Raw genomic sequence first — 15,422 nt, forward strand, 5'->3', positions numbered from 1 at the left:
ATTTAGTGAATTTATCCACTTAACCCTAATATAATAAAGCGCAGAAAACTCATAAAGTGGTGCTAAGCGCGAATACAGAGAGTATAGAGAATATAAAGATGGTGACTGTAAATGCAAACCAAAACCTAAAAAAAGAAATTGAAGCTTCTATAGGATTAGATTATAAAGGAGAAGTATCTGTTGAATTTCCTATATCCTTTGATCTGTTTATTATCTTCTTTATAATCTCTCAACTAAAATAAAAGAGCAGTATAGAATCCTTTAAAGGATTCTATACTGCTCTTTTATTAATAATCAAATTCTAGTTGTAATTTAAAGTTGAAATCATCATTTCTTTGGTCATAAGATATATATGATTTAAAGTCAACTGGCTTAACTCCTAATAACTCAAAATTAAATTCACTACCTAGCCCATAAGCAAAGGAATCATAATCGGAACTCTGATAATCCAAAAAAGGATAAACGCTAACATTAGATAACTTCATTATAGATAAAAATTCTATAGTTCTTATAATATTGTGAGTATACAAAAATTCTAAAGAAACTTGTTCTTCAAAGAAACTGTCTATATCACTACCACGATATATTTCAGGAGATAGAATTTTACCATCTGTGCTATTAAAAACAACCTTAGGTCTTAAACTCCAAATACTACTTATCTTCCATCTAGCTTCTCCTTCAATCAATGAACCTAAATATCCTCCATCATAATCAACTAAAAAATTACTTTTTCCCCTTAGATAACTACTATTTAAAGGCGTTAAATCCAACTGAGTAGTAATGTATGATAAATTCTTATCACCTAAAGATGCAATTCCCCCTTCTAACGTATAATTATCTTGATAGTACTTAATTCCTGATTTAAAATCTAAGCCATCTCTATCTTCAACTTTTATTCTGGTAATAAAATCTAGGTTATCACTAACTTTCTTCCACCTTAAATGTCCTTCTATTCTTTCCTCGCCAACAGTTAAAACACTAGTTTCTAAATGACCATAATCTAATATAAATCCATACTGACCTTTATTTATCATACTTTTATATAACGTATCGTAAAACAAAAACTGATCTTGACCATAATAGAATATAGGTCTAAATTGTCTCTCTTCAATTATTAATCGATTATACTTTAAATCCATCAATTTATTACTATGATCTAAGTTAGGTCTAACTTTATGTTCCCTTAATGATATGTTCTCATCTCTTAACATATTTTTTATAATAGGAAGCATCTCTTTTGCTTCCTTATAACCGATATCAATTAACTCATTAGCTAATTTAAAATCCATAAAAGAATATTTACCAACATTGGTTTCTATTACTATATCAGCATATTTATTTAATATCTCTTCTCCATTCTCTTTTTGCATTAAAGATAAAAAGCGTGCAGCTGCTCTTCCTGGACTATCATACTCTTGATAAGGTAACTCGTCATAAGATGTAGTTGCTATAACAAAATCTGCTCCTAAAACCTTAGCAGCTTTAGCAGGGCTTATCTCTACAATTCCTGGATCAACTAAAAATCTATCACCTGTTTGGTGAGGAGGAAAGTAGAAAGGAATTGCATAAGAACTTTGAATAACTTCCGAAATTCTTCCTTGTGTATGTAAAAACTTCTTTCCTTCACTTAAATCATAGCTCAAAAGAGCTGTAGGAATCTTGAATTCTTCTAATCTATTATTTGGAGATATCTCCTCAATGAAAGTATTTACCTTAGATGTCGTTACTAAAGACTCCCTTGAAGGTAGATTAATATCAAACATACCTTCAAAAGGTACCTTGGAAACTATATCCTCCATATCAGATGTTGATAACCCACTTCCATACATTGTGCCAACAATCGATCCCATACTGGTCCCAACTATAAGATCGATAGGAATACCTTCTTCTTCTAATGCTTTAATTATACCTATATTTACAAAAGCCCTAGCTCCACCTCCACTTAAAGCTAAAGCAACTCTTGGAGAAGGAATCTCTTCAAATAAATAATTACTCTCTACTATATATATTTCTCCTCCTTCTTCTATCCTAAGTTCTTTAGGAAAATGATCTTTATTGACTTCAACTTCTTTAGCTAATATTGGAGTTACATTTACTAAATAAAATATCAAACTAAAGATAATAATAGCTGTTTTCTTCATAAAAGTCCTCCTTTTTCATAAAATCAATCTAACTTCAAAGAAGGTTATCAATTTAAATTGATAACCTTCTTTGAAGTTAAAACAAGTAAACTATCTAATTATCATTTAATAATCCGTCCAAATAAAGTTTATTTAATTCTGTTCTAATCTTATCAGCTGGGAATTCATCACTGAATATTACCCAGTGCATAACGGTTATGTTTACCCCACCAATAAGTGCTACAGCTGTAGTTTCAACATCCATATCTTTAAAGATACCAGAAGATATTCCTTCAGCTATTACACCCTCTATAATAGATGTATGACCTTTTCTTATTCTCTTTATATGGTCTTCAAACTTATTTCTATAACCCCAGATATGTCTGATCAAAAATTTACCATACTCATAATGATTACTATAAAAGTTAAGTTTTACATCTATAATCTTCTTTAGCTTTTCTAAAGGATTATCAAGTTCACTTATCTCACTTACTATTATCTCACTAAGTCTTTCAATACCATATTCAATTATAGCTGTAGCTAGCTCCTCTTTATTCTTAAAATAACGATAAATAGTTCCTTTCCCAACTCCCGCAGTAGTTGCAACCTCTTGCATTGTAGTCTGATTAGCACCTTTTTTAGAGAAAGCATCAATGGCTGCTAGAAGTATCTGTTCTTTTTTGGGTTGCATTTGTACATCTCCTTAACTTTAGAAATCTAATTGCAAACGTGCATAAAGACTATCTGCCCCAGATCCAATAAGACTACTAAGGCCTTCATCTTTTAGTTCAACTAAGCGTCCACCTAATTGAAGCTCTACTGAATCTGTTAAAGAGTGATTGTATTGTGGATTTATTGAATAGGACTCACTCTCTAAGTCATATAAAGCTGTAAACTCTATCTCGTGGAAAGTCATAACTGGCTTTTCTAAGTGAAGGTTTAAAGCTTTTATATCATTATCAAAATCAGATCTCTCTTGATTATAAAAGAACTGACCTACAAGATAAAGGTCATTATCAAAGTTATAATCTGCTCCTAGGGCAATTGTGAAGTTATCATCACAATAGTCTTCTCCATAAATATTATACACTATTTCACTCCAAATTCCAATATCATTAATATCCCCAATTAGATCAAAACCTATTTTAGTAACTTCAGGATACTCTAATTCTGTAGGATTTCCATGCTCGTCTATTTCTGATACACTTGGTATCTTATCAAAACCATTATAAAGGCTCAAAGATAGATCATAACCATTAAAACCACGTTTAGTAGCTTTAACCCCAACTTGCATATCTTTAATTCGATCACTTACTTTATTTACTTCAATTCCTTCAATTGGACTATCTAAACCTTTAAAAGTTGGAGAAATAACACCAGTTAACTCTGCTCCTCCCATTGTATAATAAGTTCCCTTAACCGCTCTTACACCTAACTTATCATCTAAAGGTGTTGAAGAAGATGAATTTTGTGGGTTAAAGTAATTAGTTGGATTTACCTTAAAAGCACTACCCCAGTTAACTACTTGTTTACCAAGCTTCCAATCCATATTCATAGTATAGTACTCCAAATAAGCTTCATTTATCCTAAAGCGATGATTATAGTTACCATCTGTTACAAACTCTAAATCTACGTACATATCTCCATCAAAACCAAACTCTTCTTCTACTATTAAGTTGAATTTATTTTGGGAATCTACAATCTCTTCATCTATGTCCACCTCAATATATTGCTCTAGTGAACCTGATAACTCAGTTGCAGAAACTGTAATCGACAAAGAAAGAATTAATACCAAAGTTAAAGTAAGTAAATTAAACTTTTTCATCAAAAATCTCCTCCTTTTTTTGTGATAGAGGGTATATACCCTCTATCATATCTATAATATTAAATTTAATTAAGGGCCAACAACTTACCTTCTTAAATATCTAACAGTAAATACCCTATCATCTATCGGCTGATCATAGACTATATCCTCTAAAAACAATATAGTCTTTGTATCTCTTTGTACATCCTTCATAGTCAACTTTTCAGCAGTCCAATACCCATCAACCTGTACAATCTGCTCACTTGTAAGCACTTTGTGTAAATCTCCTCTTGAATCATAAAATTCAATCTCTACAGGGAACCAATTACTTTTTTGCACCCACATATAACCATACTTATAATCAATATCCTCATCTGTAGGAATGATTCTTAAAAGATATTTATCACCTAGATCTTCTAATATCTCTGCATCATAGTCCTCATCATAACTTCCTCCACCTAAGATAGATAGGTCATTATAACTAAAATCAGTTCCTACAAAGCTTCCATTTCTTTGGCTTCCAGATATTCTTCTAACGTTACCTAAAGCAGGCATATATAGATACATATCATCATCTTCACTATCATGTGGATCATGGGATAAGAAAGCAGTCCCCTCTACACTTGCAGGGGCTAAAAATCTAATCATAGAGCTGTCCATCTCTTCTCCATCTTGACGATATACCTCTAGCTCTCTCTCTCTAGTTCTTCCTCCACTATGAAGTTCCATTCTCAAATTAATTTGAGAAGTATTGGCACTGATTGAATCTTGAATATTGTCTAAGACATCATTACCTGTAAGTTCCTCTGCTGCTGCAAGACTTCCTAAAGTTAAGACCAATAACATTGTCATAAATAAACTAGCAATCTTCATCTTCATTATTATCACCCTTTCTTATTTTTAAATTTTATTAATTTGCTAAACTTTTATCCTTCTTATTTAATACCTTTTCTTTAAATAGTATTGTAGCTGGTAAAAAGATCATTGCTCCAAAGAAGGATGCTATCATTGTAATTGAAGTTAAAAGACCAAAACTTCTCAGTGGTGGTATAGAAGAGAATAATAAGACTAAGAATCCTGCTATTACAGCTATCGCATTAAAGTAATTAGCCCTACCTATATTAAAGATTGCTTTCTTTAATGCCTCTTCCATAGATAATCCATCTTCTCTCTCTTCTAAATATCTAGTATAGAAATGAATACTATAATCTACTCCAATACCAACTGCTACACTTGCTATCATACTTGTTGCTACATTTAAAGTGACATCTGTCCAACCCATAAGACCAAAGTTCAAAATAACTGTTAGTGCTACAGGTAAACTACATGCCAAACCTTTAATTGGAGATTTCAATAATATGCTAGTTACTAAGAAGGCAAAGAATACAGAAGCGATCAAACTCCTAATCTGGCTTGTGATTACCATTCCTGTTAACTCATGATTTAGGACTGGTACACCAGTTAGAATAACATCATAGTCTTCAAAGTATTCATCTATTAACTCCTCTGCATAAGCTACAACTTCGGCAACCTTTTGACTACTATCAGCCTCGGCAACCATAACAGATACTTTTGCCTCTTGATGATCAAAGTCAATTACATCCTCTAGTATGTTGCTCTCTCCTGAAGAAAGTAATAATAAATATTGTGCAATTCCAAACTCTGGTAAAACATTAAACTCTTCTAAGCCTTCATTTAATGCTTGATTTGCTTCCTTTAAAAGATCAACTACAGAGAGTGAATTGCTCAACATCTCATTTTTTTCTAAATCTTCTTGTAAATTTTCAACCTTCCTTAAGAATTCAACCTCTTCTATCCCATCAACTACACCTGTATCGATAACTATATCTAAAGTACTTGCTCCACCAAATTTATCATTAACTAAATCATCTGCCATTACCATCTCACTACCATCTTCAAAGAAGGCAATATAATTAGTCTCTGGTTCAATCTTAGGTACAACTATTAGAGATAATATAACAATAACTATAGAGAATACTAAAATTCCTTTATAGTGACTTTGCACAAAATTATTTATTCCTTCAAGAAACTTATCTATTAATGGTCTTCCTTCGACAGCCTTTAAGTGCTTTGTTTCCTTCATCAATAACAACATAGCTGGCATAAAGGTAATAGATATTAGTAGTGCAGAGAATACTCCAAAGGCTGCAAATGCCCCTACCTCCTGTAAAATAGTCAAATCAGAGAATACCAATGATGAAAAACCTATCATTGTTGTTATTCCAGCCATAATTATTGGAATACCAACCATCTTAATACTAGATGAAACAGCTGCTTTTTTGTCTAAGCCTTCATTTAAATCTTCATAAAAACGAAGTAAGAAATGAATTGAATAAGCACTACCTACACTGACTAATAAAACTGGTAAAGCTGTACTCACTAGAGATAAAGTATTACCTGTTATTGATATTAATCCCATAGTCCAAATTACACTAAAGATTACTATCATTAAAGGCATAAATACTCCACGCTTACTCTTAAAGCATCCATATAATATTGCCAAGACAACAAATACTACAAAAGGAAATAACCTACCTATATCTCTTCTCATATTGTCAGTCATCCGCTTACTCAAAACAGGACTTCCAGTTAAGTATGTCGCCTCTTCTAAATTTAATCCATCAACTATTTCTTCTATCTGAACTACAATTTTCTCTTGGTCAGCATCAGTTTCTAATTGTACTACTACTGTAGCTGCTTTAAAGTCATCAGATACTAAGGTGTCTATATATCTATCCTTATCTAATATTTCTTCCCTTAAAAGGTTTATCTCTGATTGGCTTTGAGGTAGTTCATCGATAAATTCACCTACCTCAATGGTGAAATCCATCCCTCTAATTTCATCAATATTAGTAATACTTCTAACCTTATTTACACCTTGTAAATCTTCAAATTGATTTGTCAAATAATCAATTCTTTCTAGTGTCTCTATGTTAAGTACGTGTTCCTCGTGTTCAAGTATCAAGACTACAAACTCCGAACCTCCATAAGCATCTCCAACATCCTCAAAGGTATTTATAGTAGGATGATCCTCAGGAAACATATCCTTAATATCAGTATTAATCTCTACTTGTGATGCATAGTAAGCAAAAAAGATTGTTACTAAAATCGTTATTCCAACAACTAACTTCGGGTACTTAGTGACAATATTGTTAATAAATTTCATATTTAAATTCATAATCAACACCTCCTCAATATATAGAACTGACCAGTCGGTTCTATATATAAATATAGCATTGTCTCTTCTCTTTGTCAAGAGATTAAGGTAATTTATTTATTTAATAATTAAAAAAACTAGATAAGGTAAGCTTTAGCTTACCTTATCTAGCTTTAAAACCTAAATTATGTCTTACTTTTTAAAATAATCTACCCCTGCTTTAAATATTTGCTGATCTTTCTTTCCAACTATATTCTTTGCTATATTAGTACCAATACGCTCAGAGTGTCCCATCTTACCTAGAATACGGCCATCAGGACTTGTAATACCTTCAATTGCCCAAACTGATCCGTTAGGATTAAACTCTATATTGGAGCTTGGATTACCCTCAAAGTCTACATACTGAGTTGCCACTTGGCCCTTGGCAAATAGGTCTTTTACTACCTCTTTACTTGCTACAAAGCGACCTTCTCCATGAGATAAAGGTATGGAATGAGTATCTCCTACCTCTATGTTAGCTAACCAAGGTGATTTATTTGATACTACCCTTGTATTTGCTACACAGGATATATGACGACCTATTGTATTATAGGTTAGAGTTGGTGATTTTTCTGATAGATCTCTGATCTCTCCATATGGCACTAGACCTAGCTTGATTAAAGCTTGAAAACCATTACAAATACCTATCATCAAACCATCTCTATTATTTAGAAAATCCATTACTGCTTCTTTAATTTTTGGGTTTCTAAAGACTGTAGCTATAAATTTACCTGAACCCTCTGGCTCATCTCCTGCACTAAAGCCTCCTGCTAAGGCAATAATCTGAGATGAATTAATAGAATCTACCATTTTATTAATAGACTCCTCAATCTGCTTAGGAGTTAAATTCTTAAAGATTAAGGTCTCCACCTTGGCCCCTGCCAATTCAAATTGCTTAGCTGTATCATACTCACAATTGGTTCCTGGGAAGACTGGTATTAAAACCTTAGGTTTTTCTACCTTAGTCTTAGGTGTAGGGCTATTCTCCTCTTCATATCTCTTAAACTCAATTTTTTCTTTTTCTTCCCCAGTTTTTGTCTTATAGACCTTTTCTAGAGGCTGCTCCCAAGTTCTTAGAGCTTCATCAATAGAGATCTCAATTCCATTGACCTTAATTGCTTCTTCGTTAATTGTTTCTCCTAAAAGCTTATACTCTACGTCAGCAAATAACCTGTCTAAATCTTCTCCTTCTTTTACCTCTAAAAGCAGTCCACCATAATCTGGACCAAAGATCTTATCCTCTTCTACTTGACCTGATAACTCTACTCCTACCTTATTGCCAAAAGACATTTTAGTTAAAGCCTCAGCTAAACCACCTAATCTGATAGCACTAGCTGAAATAACTTTTTTGTCTTTAATTAAAGCAGTTACTTTGTCGTAAGCCGCTTTTAATTTATCAAAATCAGGAAGCTCATTCTCATCTCTATCTACACCTAGATAGACCACCTTGCTTCCAACCTCTTTAAACTCTGGTGAGATTACATTATTAACATCTACTACATCTACTGCAAAGGAGACTAAAGTAGGAGGAACATCAATCTCATTAAAGGTTCCTGACATACTATCCTTACCACCTATAGCAGGTAATCCAAATCTCTTTTGACCATAATAAGCCCCTAATAGGGCACTAAAAGGTTTACCCCACCTAGCAGCATCTCCTCTCAACCTCTCAAAGTACTCCTGGAAGGTGAATCTAATCTTCTTATAATCTCCACCAACAGCTACTACTTTGGATATAGATTCAATCACTGCATAAAGAGCTCCATGGAAAGGGCTCCAAGTTGATAGTTTAGAGTTATAACCATGGCTCATTATCGTACCTGTACTAGTATCCCCCTCTAAAATTGGTATTTTAGCTACCATAGCCTGAGTTGGAGTAGATTGATACTTTCCTCCAAAGGGCATTAGAACTGTTCCCGCACCTATTGTACTATCGAACTTCTCTACTAGACCCTTTTGGCTACAGACATTGATATCAGCTAAATTATCTAACCATCTTCTCTTTAGATCACTGCCTTCTTCTAGTCTCTGTTTAACTCCTACTTTGAAATAGTTATCTTCTTCCTTTGGTTTCTTAACTAGAACCTTAGTAACCTGAGTAGCACCATTAGTATCTAAGAAATCACGGCTAATATCAACAATATTATTGCCCTGCCACTTCATAACCAATCTTCTATCCCCTTTTACTTGGGCCACTACAGTTGCTTCTAAGTTTTCCTCACTAGATAATCTCTTAAACTCCTCAACATTCTTCGCATCTATAACTACTGCCATCCTCTCTTGAGACTCAGAGATTGCAAGCTCAGTTCCATCTAACCCTTCATACTTCTTAGGAACTACGTCTAAATTTATCTCTAAAGCATCAGCAAGTTCACCGATTGCTACCGATACTCCACCTGCACCAAAGTCATTACATACCTTTATCATCTTACTTACCTTAGGATTTCTAAATAACCTTTGAATCTTTCTCTCTGTTGGTGGATTCCCCTTCTGTACCTCTGCACCACACTCTTCAATTGATTCTTCGGTATGGGCCTTAGATGATCCAGTTGCTCCACCACACCCATCACGACCTGTCCTTCCACCTACTAGAACTATAATATCTCCAGGCTTAGCATCTCCTCTAACAACACTCTCTCTAGGTGCTGCTGCAACTACTGCACCAATCTCCATATGTTTAGCTAAGTATCTTTCATCATAAATTTCCTCTACTATTCCAGTTGCTAGTCCTATCTGATTACCATAAGAACTATAACCATGGGAGGCTTCTTGGGCAATCTTTCTCTGGGGTAGCTTACCTGGGATAGTCTCTTCAATAGGAGTTCTTGGGTCTCCACTTCCTGTAATTCTCATAGCTTGGTAGACATAGGAACGTCCAGATAGAGGGTCACGGATTGCCCCACCTAAGCAAGTTGCTGCTCCACCAAAGGGCTCAATCTCTGTAGGGTGGTTATGGGTCTCATTCTTGAACATTACTAACCACTCTTCTTCTTCTCCATCTACATCTACAGGAACAACGATACTAGCAGCATTTACTTCATTGGAAACTTCCAAATCATCTAATTTACCTTCTGACCTTAGCTCCTTCATCCCCATTAGGGCGATATCCATTAAACAGATATCCTTATCTTTATCCTTGTAAAGCTTCTTTCTTCCCTCAAGATATTCTGCATAAGCTTGAGCTATAGGCTTAGTATATTTACTATCTTCTATCTTAACATCCTCTATTCTAGTTAAAAATGTAGTATGGCGACAGTGATCAGACCAGTAGGTATCTAATACTCTAATCTCTGTAATAGTAGGGTCTCGCTTCTCTTCATTCTTAAAGTAATTTTGGGTATGTAGGAGATCCTCTTTATTCATAGCCAGTCCCAACTCCTTTAATAAAGCTTCAATACCCTGCTCATCCTTGTCGATAAAACCTTCTATTACCTCAACTTCAGTTGGTATATCACATTTCATCTCTAAAGTCTTTGGCTTCTCTAAGCTAGCTTCTCTAGAATCAACAGGATTTATATAGTACTCCTTAACCTTCTCTAATTCTTTTTTGCTAATATCTCCTCTTAGAACAATTAATCTAGCTACCCTTACATTAGGTTTCTCTTCTTTGTTCAATATCTGAATACATTGCTCAGCCGAATCCGCTCTTTGATCATATTGGCCCGGTAAGTACTCTACACCAAAAGCAATTTCATCATCAGATAACTCTAATTTCTCTTCATATAACTTATCTACCGTTGGCTCAGAAAATATTGTAGAGAGTGCTTTCTGATAGGCATCCTCAGATATTCCCCCTACATCATATCTATTAATTATCCTTACACCTTCTAAGCATTCTAAATCTAAACTCTCCTTAAAATCGATTAATAGTTGCTTGGCCCCGACATTATATCCTTCCTGCTTCTCAACATAGACCCTTCTTATCTTTGACATAACTTCGCCTCCTTGAGTTATTTATATAATTTCCATTTATTATTGAAGATTAATCGTCATTAAGTTTAACTTTCAATTCTCATCTCTATTATATTATGTTATAATTAAGTAGTAAAATTAATAATTCTTATATTACTTATAAGGAGAGGTTATAAATGAATATTAATTATGAACTATATAAGACTTTTTATTATGTTGCTCAAAATCTTAGTTTCTCCCAAGCAGCTAAGGATCTATTCATTTCTCAATCCGCTGTCAGCCAAAGTATTAAATCCTTAGAGAAAGAGTTGAACACTTCTTTATTTATTAGAAATACAAAAAAAGTGAGCCTGACCAAAGAGGGCCAACTTCTGTTTAAGCATATTGAGCCTGCTTTTAACTTAATTAAAAGTGGTGAAAGAAGTATCCAAGAGATCAACTCCTTTGAAAATGGGGAGATACATATCGGGGCCAACGATACAATCTCAAAAGATTTCCTACTCCCTTATCTGCAAAAATTTCATCAACTTTATCCTCAGATTCATATCCAGATTACCAATAGAACCTCCAATACCTGTGTGGAGTTATTAAAACAAGGTAGAGTTGATTTGATAATAACTAACCTTCCAAACCAGAATATTACCGACTTTATGGTGGTTGAAGATATCTTTGAATTTAAAGATGTCTTTATTGGAGGAAATAAGTTTAATGAACTTAAAAATAAAGAGATTAGAATAAAAGATTTAGCAGGGTACCCTGTATTGATGCTAGAGAAGAAAACCACTACTAGAAGATTCTTCGATAATTTAACCAAAAAATTTGGGGTAGAGATAGTTCCTGAAGTAGAACTTGGTAGTATCGATCTACTTATTGAAATGGCAAGGATAGGCTTAGGAATCTCCTTTGTCCCTGACTATTGTCTAAAGGAGAGTTATAAGAATATATTTAAGATTGATATAAAAAAAGAACTTCCCAAAAGAAAATTGGCAGTTGTAACCAATAAGAATATTCCCTTATCCATTGCTAGTAATAAGTTTATAAAACTATTGACTCAATAACTCTATGATATTAGATATTGTGTTATTAAAAAATATTTTTTACTCCTAATTAGCATTAATATAATTCCTTAAATGGCCATAATAAATTCATTGACAATAAAATTTCATACATATATAATGGACAATAGTGGACATTTTTTTATGATACTAAAATACAGGAGTGATTTATGTGAAATTTTATACTATAAAAGAAATAGCAGAAATTTGCAAAGTAAGTCAAAAAACAGTACGAAGACAAATATCTGCGGATTTCCTTAAAGCGAAAAAGATAGGAAACCAATGGAGAATAAAAGAAGAAGATTTTAAAAATTGGGTTGATAAAGACTTTAATGAAATGGAAAAAAAAGAAATTAATAATTGGATTAATAATAACATAAATTCTAAATCAAATATATCTAATGATGAAAAAAAACAAAATGATATCGATGAAGTAAATTGGGTAGATATCTCTGATGAATGGGAGAGAAACGAGTTAGATAACGGATTTAATTATATAGATCTATTCTCTGGCGCCGGTGGTCTTTCCCTAGGGTTTAAACAAGCTGGTTTTAAAGGGTTAGCTGGTGTTGAAATTATGGATAAAGCAGCTGATACATATAGAACTTATTTTGATCATCCAGTTATCGAAGGCGATATAAGAGAAGAAGAGTCTAAACAAAAACTTTATGATTTAGTAAAAAATAAAGAAATTGATGTTATATGTGGTGGATTTCCTTGTAAGGGATTTAGCTTAAGTGGATATAGAATAATTACAGATTCAAGAAATAATCTATATAAAGAAATGCTTGAAGTTGTTTCTAGATTAAAACCTAAATTTATAATGATGGAAAATGTAGTAGGTTTACGTTCAATGCTTGATGGAAAAGTAGAAGAAAAAATTATAAATGATTTTGAAAAGATTGGTTATAAAATTAATGTTACAGTATTAAATTCTGCTGATTATTATGTTCCACAAGTTAGAAGAAGAGTAATCTTTATAGGAAATAGATTGAATAAAACTAATTATCATCCTAATCCTTTAATAGAAAAAGAAAATCATAGAACAATAAAAGATGCTATTGAAGATTTAATAGACCATCCTAAAGATAAGGAATTTAACCATGTTCCCACTAGACATTCAAAAGATATGAAAGAAAGGCTTGCTGCTGTTGAAGAGGGTAATAGTTTATATGGAAACTATTCAGATGCCTGGAAGAAAAGTCCTTGGCTTGAACCTTCTTGTACTGTAAAAGAAAATCATGGAGGAGTAAATATACATCCTAAATTACCACGTGTAATCACAGCAAGAGAGATGGCTAGATTACAATCATTCCCTGATGATTTCATATTCAAAGGTGCAAAAAAATGGCAATTGAAACAGCTTGGTAATGCTGTTCCACCTCTTTTAGCTAAAGCTATTGCTATTGCTATAGAGAAATCATTAAAATCATAAAAAGTAAAAGCTGGCTTAAATTTAAGCCAGCTTTTACTTTTTAATCACACATTTATATGTAATTTTTATAATTTAGCCAAATAATATCTAAACTCTATCGGATCATACCAAAAACAACCTTCACATCCAGTTGGAGAACCATCATGTCTTACTCCACCTTTAATATAAGATATAGGATACCCTAGCTCTTTGGCATCAAACCTCTTTCCACTTCTTTTACACTCCTTACAATATTGTCTTTTGGCATCATTAGCAGCTTTACTTAATGGCTGAAAATCATTAATCCTTTGCGTTGATGAATTCATAACTCTAGGATCATTCTTTCTACCATTTTTGTGATCGACCTCTACTTCTGATATTCCTAATATTGCACATCTTCTTTTTCTTATTTCTCTTTGAATTTGACGGTTAATATATTGACTACCTGAACCATCTTCTCTAAGACCATCCAACTTTAATCTATCGATACTATTACCTGATGTAATACTCTTATCTTTTTTTATTATATATGTCTTAGCCAAAGAAGTACTTCTTCTACACCAACTACCACCATTCCCTAATGTTAATGGCTCATATACACCTATAAATTCAGAAACATCAACCCAGCGTGAAACTCCATTTTCATCTGGTTGTGCTAATTCTAAGAATAATTCTTTTTTAGTTTTACTAATTAGTATCAACTCCTAACCTATTTAAATATTTCTTAATTATATAACTACAACAAAAAATAGGTTTTACCTTCAAACTATTGAAAAGACATATTATTTGTTGTAAAATTGAATTAAAAGTATGATTTAGGAGGTTGTTATTTATGATTTGTCCTTGTTGTGGAGTAATAGACTATAGTATTCCTTCACCTAATTATACAAGAAAAGGAACTAAAAGAATACTAGGAGTTTGTAAAAATTGTAACAAAGAAATATATTGTATACCAACAAAAAAAAATTATGAAAAAAGCCAGCAACATACTGTAAATAAAGGAGAACTTAGAGAAGAAATGTTAAGTAATATTTATATTGAAAATATGAGAGGAGCAATTGCAAAAAATATGCCTAAAGCTCATGATATTGATAGAGTAGCTTTAGATGAATATGGTAAGCCAATTTATTTTTTTGAAATAAAAGAAAGATCAAATACATTAAATGCATATAAAGAAATCAAATTCCCTTATGCTAAAATAAAATCAGCGAAAAAATTGATAAAACATTATAATATACCTGTTTTTGTTGTACTAAAATTTTCTGATTGCTGGACAAGATTTGAAGTAAAGTTAAATAAAAAATATAAACAAGGAAAAATTCCTTTTGCTCCTAATTATAGACCTAACCAGAGAAATAAACAAAGGCAGATCCCTGCCTTAATTGATATTTATGATCTTACAGTATTAAATTTTAAAGAAAAATGTAAAGATAGTTAAGTAGTTAAACTTTTAAACTTAACCCTTCTAACTCTTCTTCGGTGTATATCTTTAATCCATTATCAACTAATAACTGTGCGGTAAACCCATTGCCTTCTACCAACTTTCCACTAAAGTTCCCATTATAAACTTGACCATAACCACAGGAAGGACTTCTTGCCTTTAAGATTGCTACCTTAGCACCAACCACCTTAGCTATCTCTAGTGTTTTTTGGGCTCCAAGGATAAACTTGTCAGTAAAGTCATCACCTTCTTTGGTTAATACCTTCTCTTCTCCTTCTTGATTAACAATTTCACAAGGCATTCTAGGTATCTCTAATCCACCTAAAACTTCTGGGCATACAGAAATTGCTCTCCCCTCTTCTACCAATTTAGTTACTATCCCATTATTACTTCCCTCTCCATTATACCTACACCTAACCCCTGCCAAACAAGCACTTACTATGTACATTTAATTTCACT

At 32.8% G+C, this 15,422-nt stretch carries 12 protein-coding genes; 4 read left to right on the forward strand and 8 right to left on the reverse strand.

Annotated elements, in window-relative coordinates; all coding sequences use genetic code 11:
• Positions 1–59 precede the first annotated feature (59 nt).
• Entirely contained in the window at positions 60–242 is a 183-nt protein-coding gene (locus tag HALSAC_RS17375; RefSeq protein ID WP_211231315.1) for a hypothetical protein, read from the forward strand.
• A gap of 45 nt (positions 243–287) precedes the next feature.
• Here HALSAC_RS17375 and HALSAC_RS0106705 read toward each other — a convergent pair whose 3' ends face one another.
• The 6 genes from HALSAC_RS0106705 to HALSAC_RS0106730 form a co-directional block, all read right to left on the reverse strand.
• Positions 288–2,141: a patatin-like phospholipase family protein gene (locus HALSAC_RS0106705; RefSeq protein WP_027339621.1), complete on the reverse strand. Its 1,854-nt coding sequence runs from the start codon at positions 2,139–2,141 to the stop codon at positions 288–290.
• Between the two features lie 94 nt (positions 2,142–2,235).
• On the reverse strand, positions 2,236–2,811 hold the full coding sequence (locus HALSAC_RS0106710; RefSeq protein WP_027339622.1) for a TetR/AcrR family transcriptional regulator: 576 nt from the start codon (positions 2,809–2,811) through the stop codon (positions 2,236–2,238).
• An 18-nt stretch (positions 2,812–2,829) separates the two neighbouring features.
• Positions 2,830–3,945 carry a DUF1302 family protein gene (locus HALSAC_RS0106715; protein ID WP_027339623.1) on the reverse strand — a complete coding sequence of 372 codons (1,116 nt, stop codon included), beginning with the start codon at positions 3,943–3,945 and terminating at the stop codon, positions 2,830–2,832.
• An 84-nt stretch (positions 3,946–4,029) separates the two neighbouring features.
• Positions 4,030–4,803, reverse strand: coding sequence for an outer membrane lipoprotein-sorting protein (locus HALSAC_RS0106720; RefSeq protein WP_027339624.1), 774 nt, complete (start codon positions 4,801–4,803; stop codon positions 4,030–4,032).
• Between the two features lie 31 nt (positions 4,804–4,834).
• The gene (locus HALSAC_RS0106725) at positions 4,835–7,123 is read right to left on the reverse strand and encodes an efflux RND transporter permease subunit (RefSeq protein ID WP_245579435.1); all 2,289 of its coding nucleotides are present in this window, start codon (positions 7,121–7,123) and stop codon (positions 4,835–4,837) included.
• 171 nt (positions 7,124–7,294) lie between these two features.
• Positions 7,295–11,074 carry a phosphoribosylformylglycinamidine synthase gene (locus HALSAC_RS0106730; protein WP_027339626.1) on the reverse strand — a complete coding sequence of 1,260 codons (3,780 nt, stop codon included), beginning with the start codon at positions 11,072–11,074 and terminating at the stop codon, positions 7,295–7,297.
• Positions 11,075–11,229: 155 nt separating this feature from the next.
• Here HALSAC_RS0106730 and HALSAC_RS0106735 point away from each other — a divergent pair, with 155 nt between their 5' ends.
• Together HALSAC_RS0106735 and HALSAC_RS15220 are read left to right on the forward strand one after the other, a co-directional pair.
• Positions 11,230–12,111, forward strand: coding sequence for a LysR family transcriptional regulator (locus HALSAC_RS0106735; protein WP_027339627.1), 882 nt, complete (start codon positions 11,230–11,232; stop codon positions 12,109–12,111).
• A gap of 169 nt (positions 12,112–12,280) precedes the next feature.
• Entirely contained in the window at positions 12,281–13,543 is a 1,263-nt protein-coding gene (locus tag HALSAC_RS15220; protein WP_035571363.1) for a DNA cytosine methyltransferase, read from the forward strand.
• A gap of 65 nt (positions 13,544–13,608) precedes the next feature.
• Here the strand turns inward: HALSAC_RS15220 and HALSAC_RS15225 are convergent, their stop codons facing one another.
• Positions 13,609–14,223: a hypothetical protein gene (locus tag HALSAC_RS15225; protein ID WP_211231316.1), complete on the reverse strand. Its 615-nt coding sequence runs from the start codon at positions 14,221–14,223 to the stop codon at positions 13,609–13,611.
• A gap of 131 nt (positions 14,224–14,354) precedes the next feature.
• Between HALSAC_RS15225 and HALSAC_RS0106755 the strand changes: the two genes are divergently transcribed.
• Complete coding sequence (locus HALSAC_RS0106755) at positions 14,355–14,960, forward strand: hypothetical protein (RefSeq protein ID WP_027339628.1); 606 nt, start codon at positions 14,355–14,357, stop codon at positions 14,958–14,960.
• Positions 14,961–14,964: 4 nt separating this feature from the next.
• Here the strand turns inward: HALSAC_RS0106755 and HALSAC_RS0106760 are convergent, their stop codons facing one another.
• Positions 14,965–15,411: a 2-thiouracil desulfurase family protein gene (locus HALSAC_RS0106760; protein ID WP_027339629.1), complete on the reverse strand. Its 447-nt coding sequence runs from the start codon at positions 15,409–15,411 to the stop codon at positions 14,965–14,967.
• Positions 15,412–15,422 lie beyond the last annotated feature (11 nt).

The organism is Halonatronum saccharophilum DSM 13868, assembly GCF_000517025.1.
Taxonomy (GTDB): Bacteria; Bacillota; Halanaerobiia; order Halobacteroidales; family Halobacteroidaceae; genus Halonatronum; species Halonatronum saccharophilum.

Bases quoted from the DNA above. Each gene is read 5' to 3' on its own strand.
- HALSAC_RS0106705 (WP_027339621.1), bottom strand. From the start codon at position 2,141: ATGAAGAAAACAGCTATTATTATCTTTAGTTTGATATTTTATTTAGTA.
- HALSAC_RS0106710 (WP_027339622.1), bottom strand. From the start codon at position 2,811: ATGCAACCCAAAAAAGAACAGATACTTCTAGCAGCCATTGATGCTTTC.
- HALSAC_RS0106715 (WP_027339623.1), bottom strand. From the start codon at position 3,945: ATGAAAAAGTTTAATTTACTTACTTTAACTTTGGTATTAATTCTTTCT.
- HALSAC_RS0106720 (WP_027339624.1), bottom strand. From the start codon at position 4,803: ATGAAGATGAAGATTGCTAGTTTATTTATGACAATGTTATTGGTCTTA.
- HALSAC_RS0106725 (WP_245579435.1), bottom strand. From the start codon at position 7,123: ATGAATTTAAATATGAAATTTATTAACAATATTGTCACTAAGTACCCG.
- HALSAC_RS0106730 (WP_027339626.1), bottom strand. From the start codon at position 11,074: ATGTCAAAGATAAGAAGGGTCTATGTTGAGAAGCAGGAAGGATATAAT.
- HALSAC_RS0106735 (WP_027339627.1), top strand. From the start codon at position 11,230: ATGAATATTAATTATGAACTATATAAGACTTTTTATTATGTTGCTCAA.
- HALSAC_RS0106755 (WP_027339628.1), top strand. From the start codon at position 14,355: ATGATTTGTCCTTGTTGTGGAGTAATAGACTATAGTATTCCTTCACCT.
- HALSAC_RS0106760 (WP_027339629.1), bottom strand. From the start codon at position 15,411: ATGTACATAGTAAGTGCTTGTTTGGCAGGGGTTAGGTGTAGGTATAAT.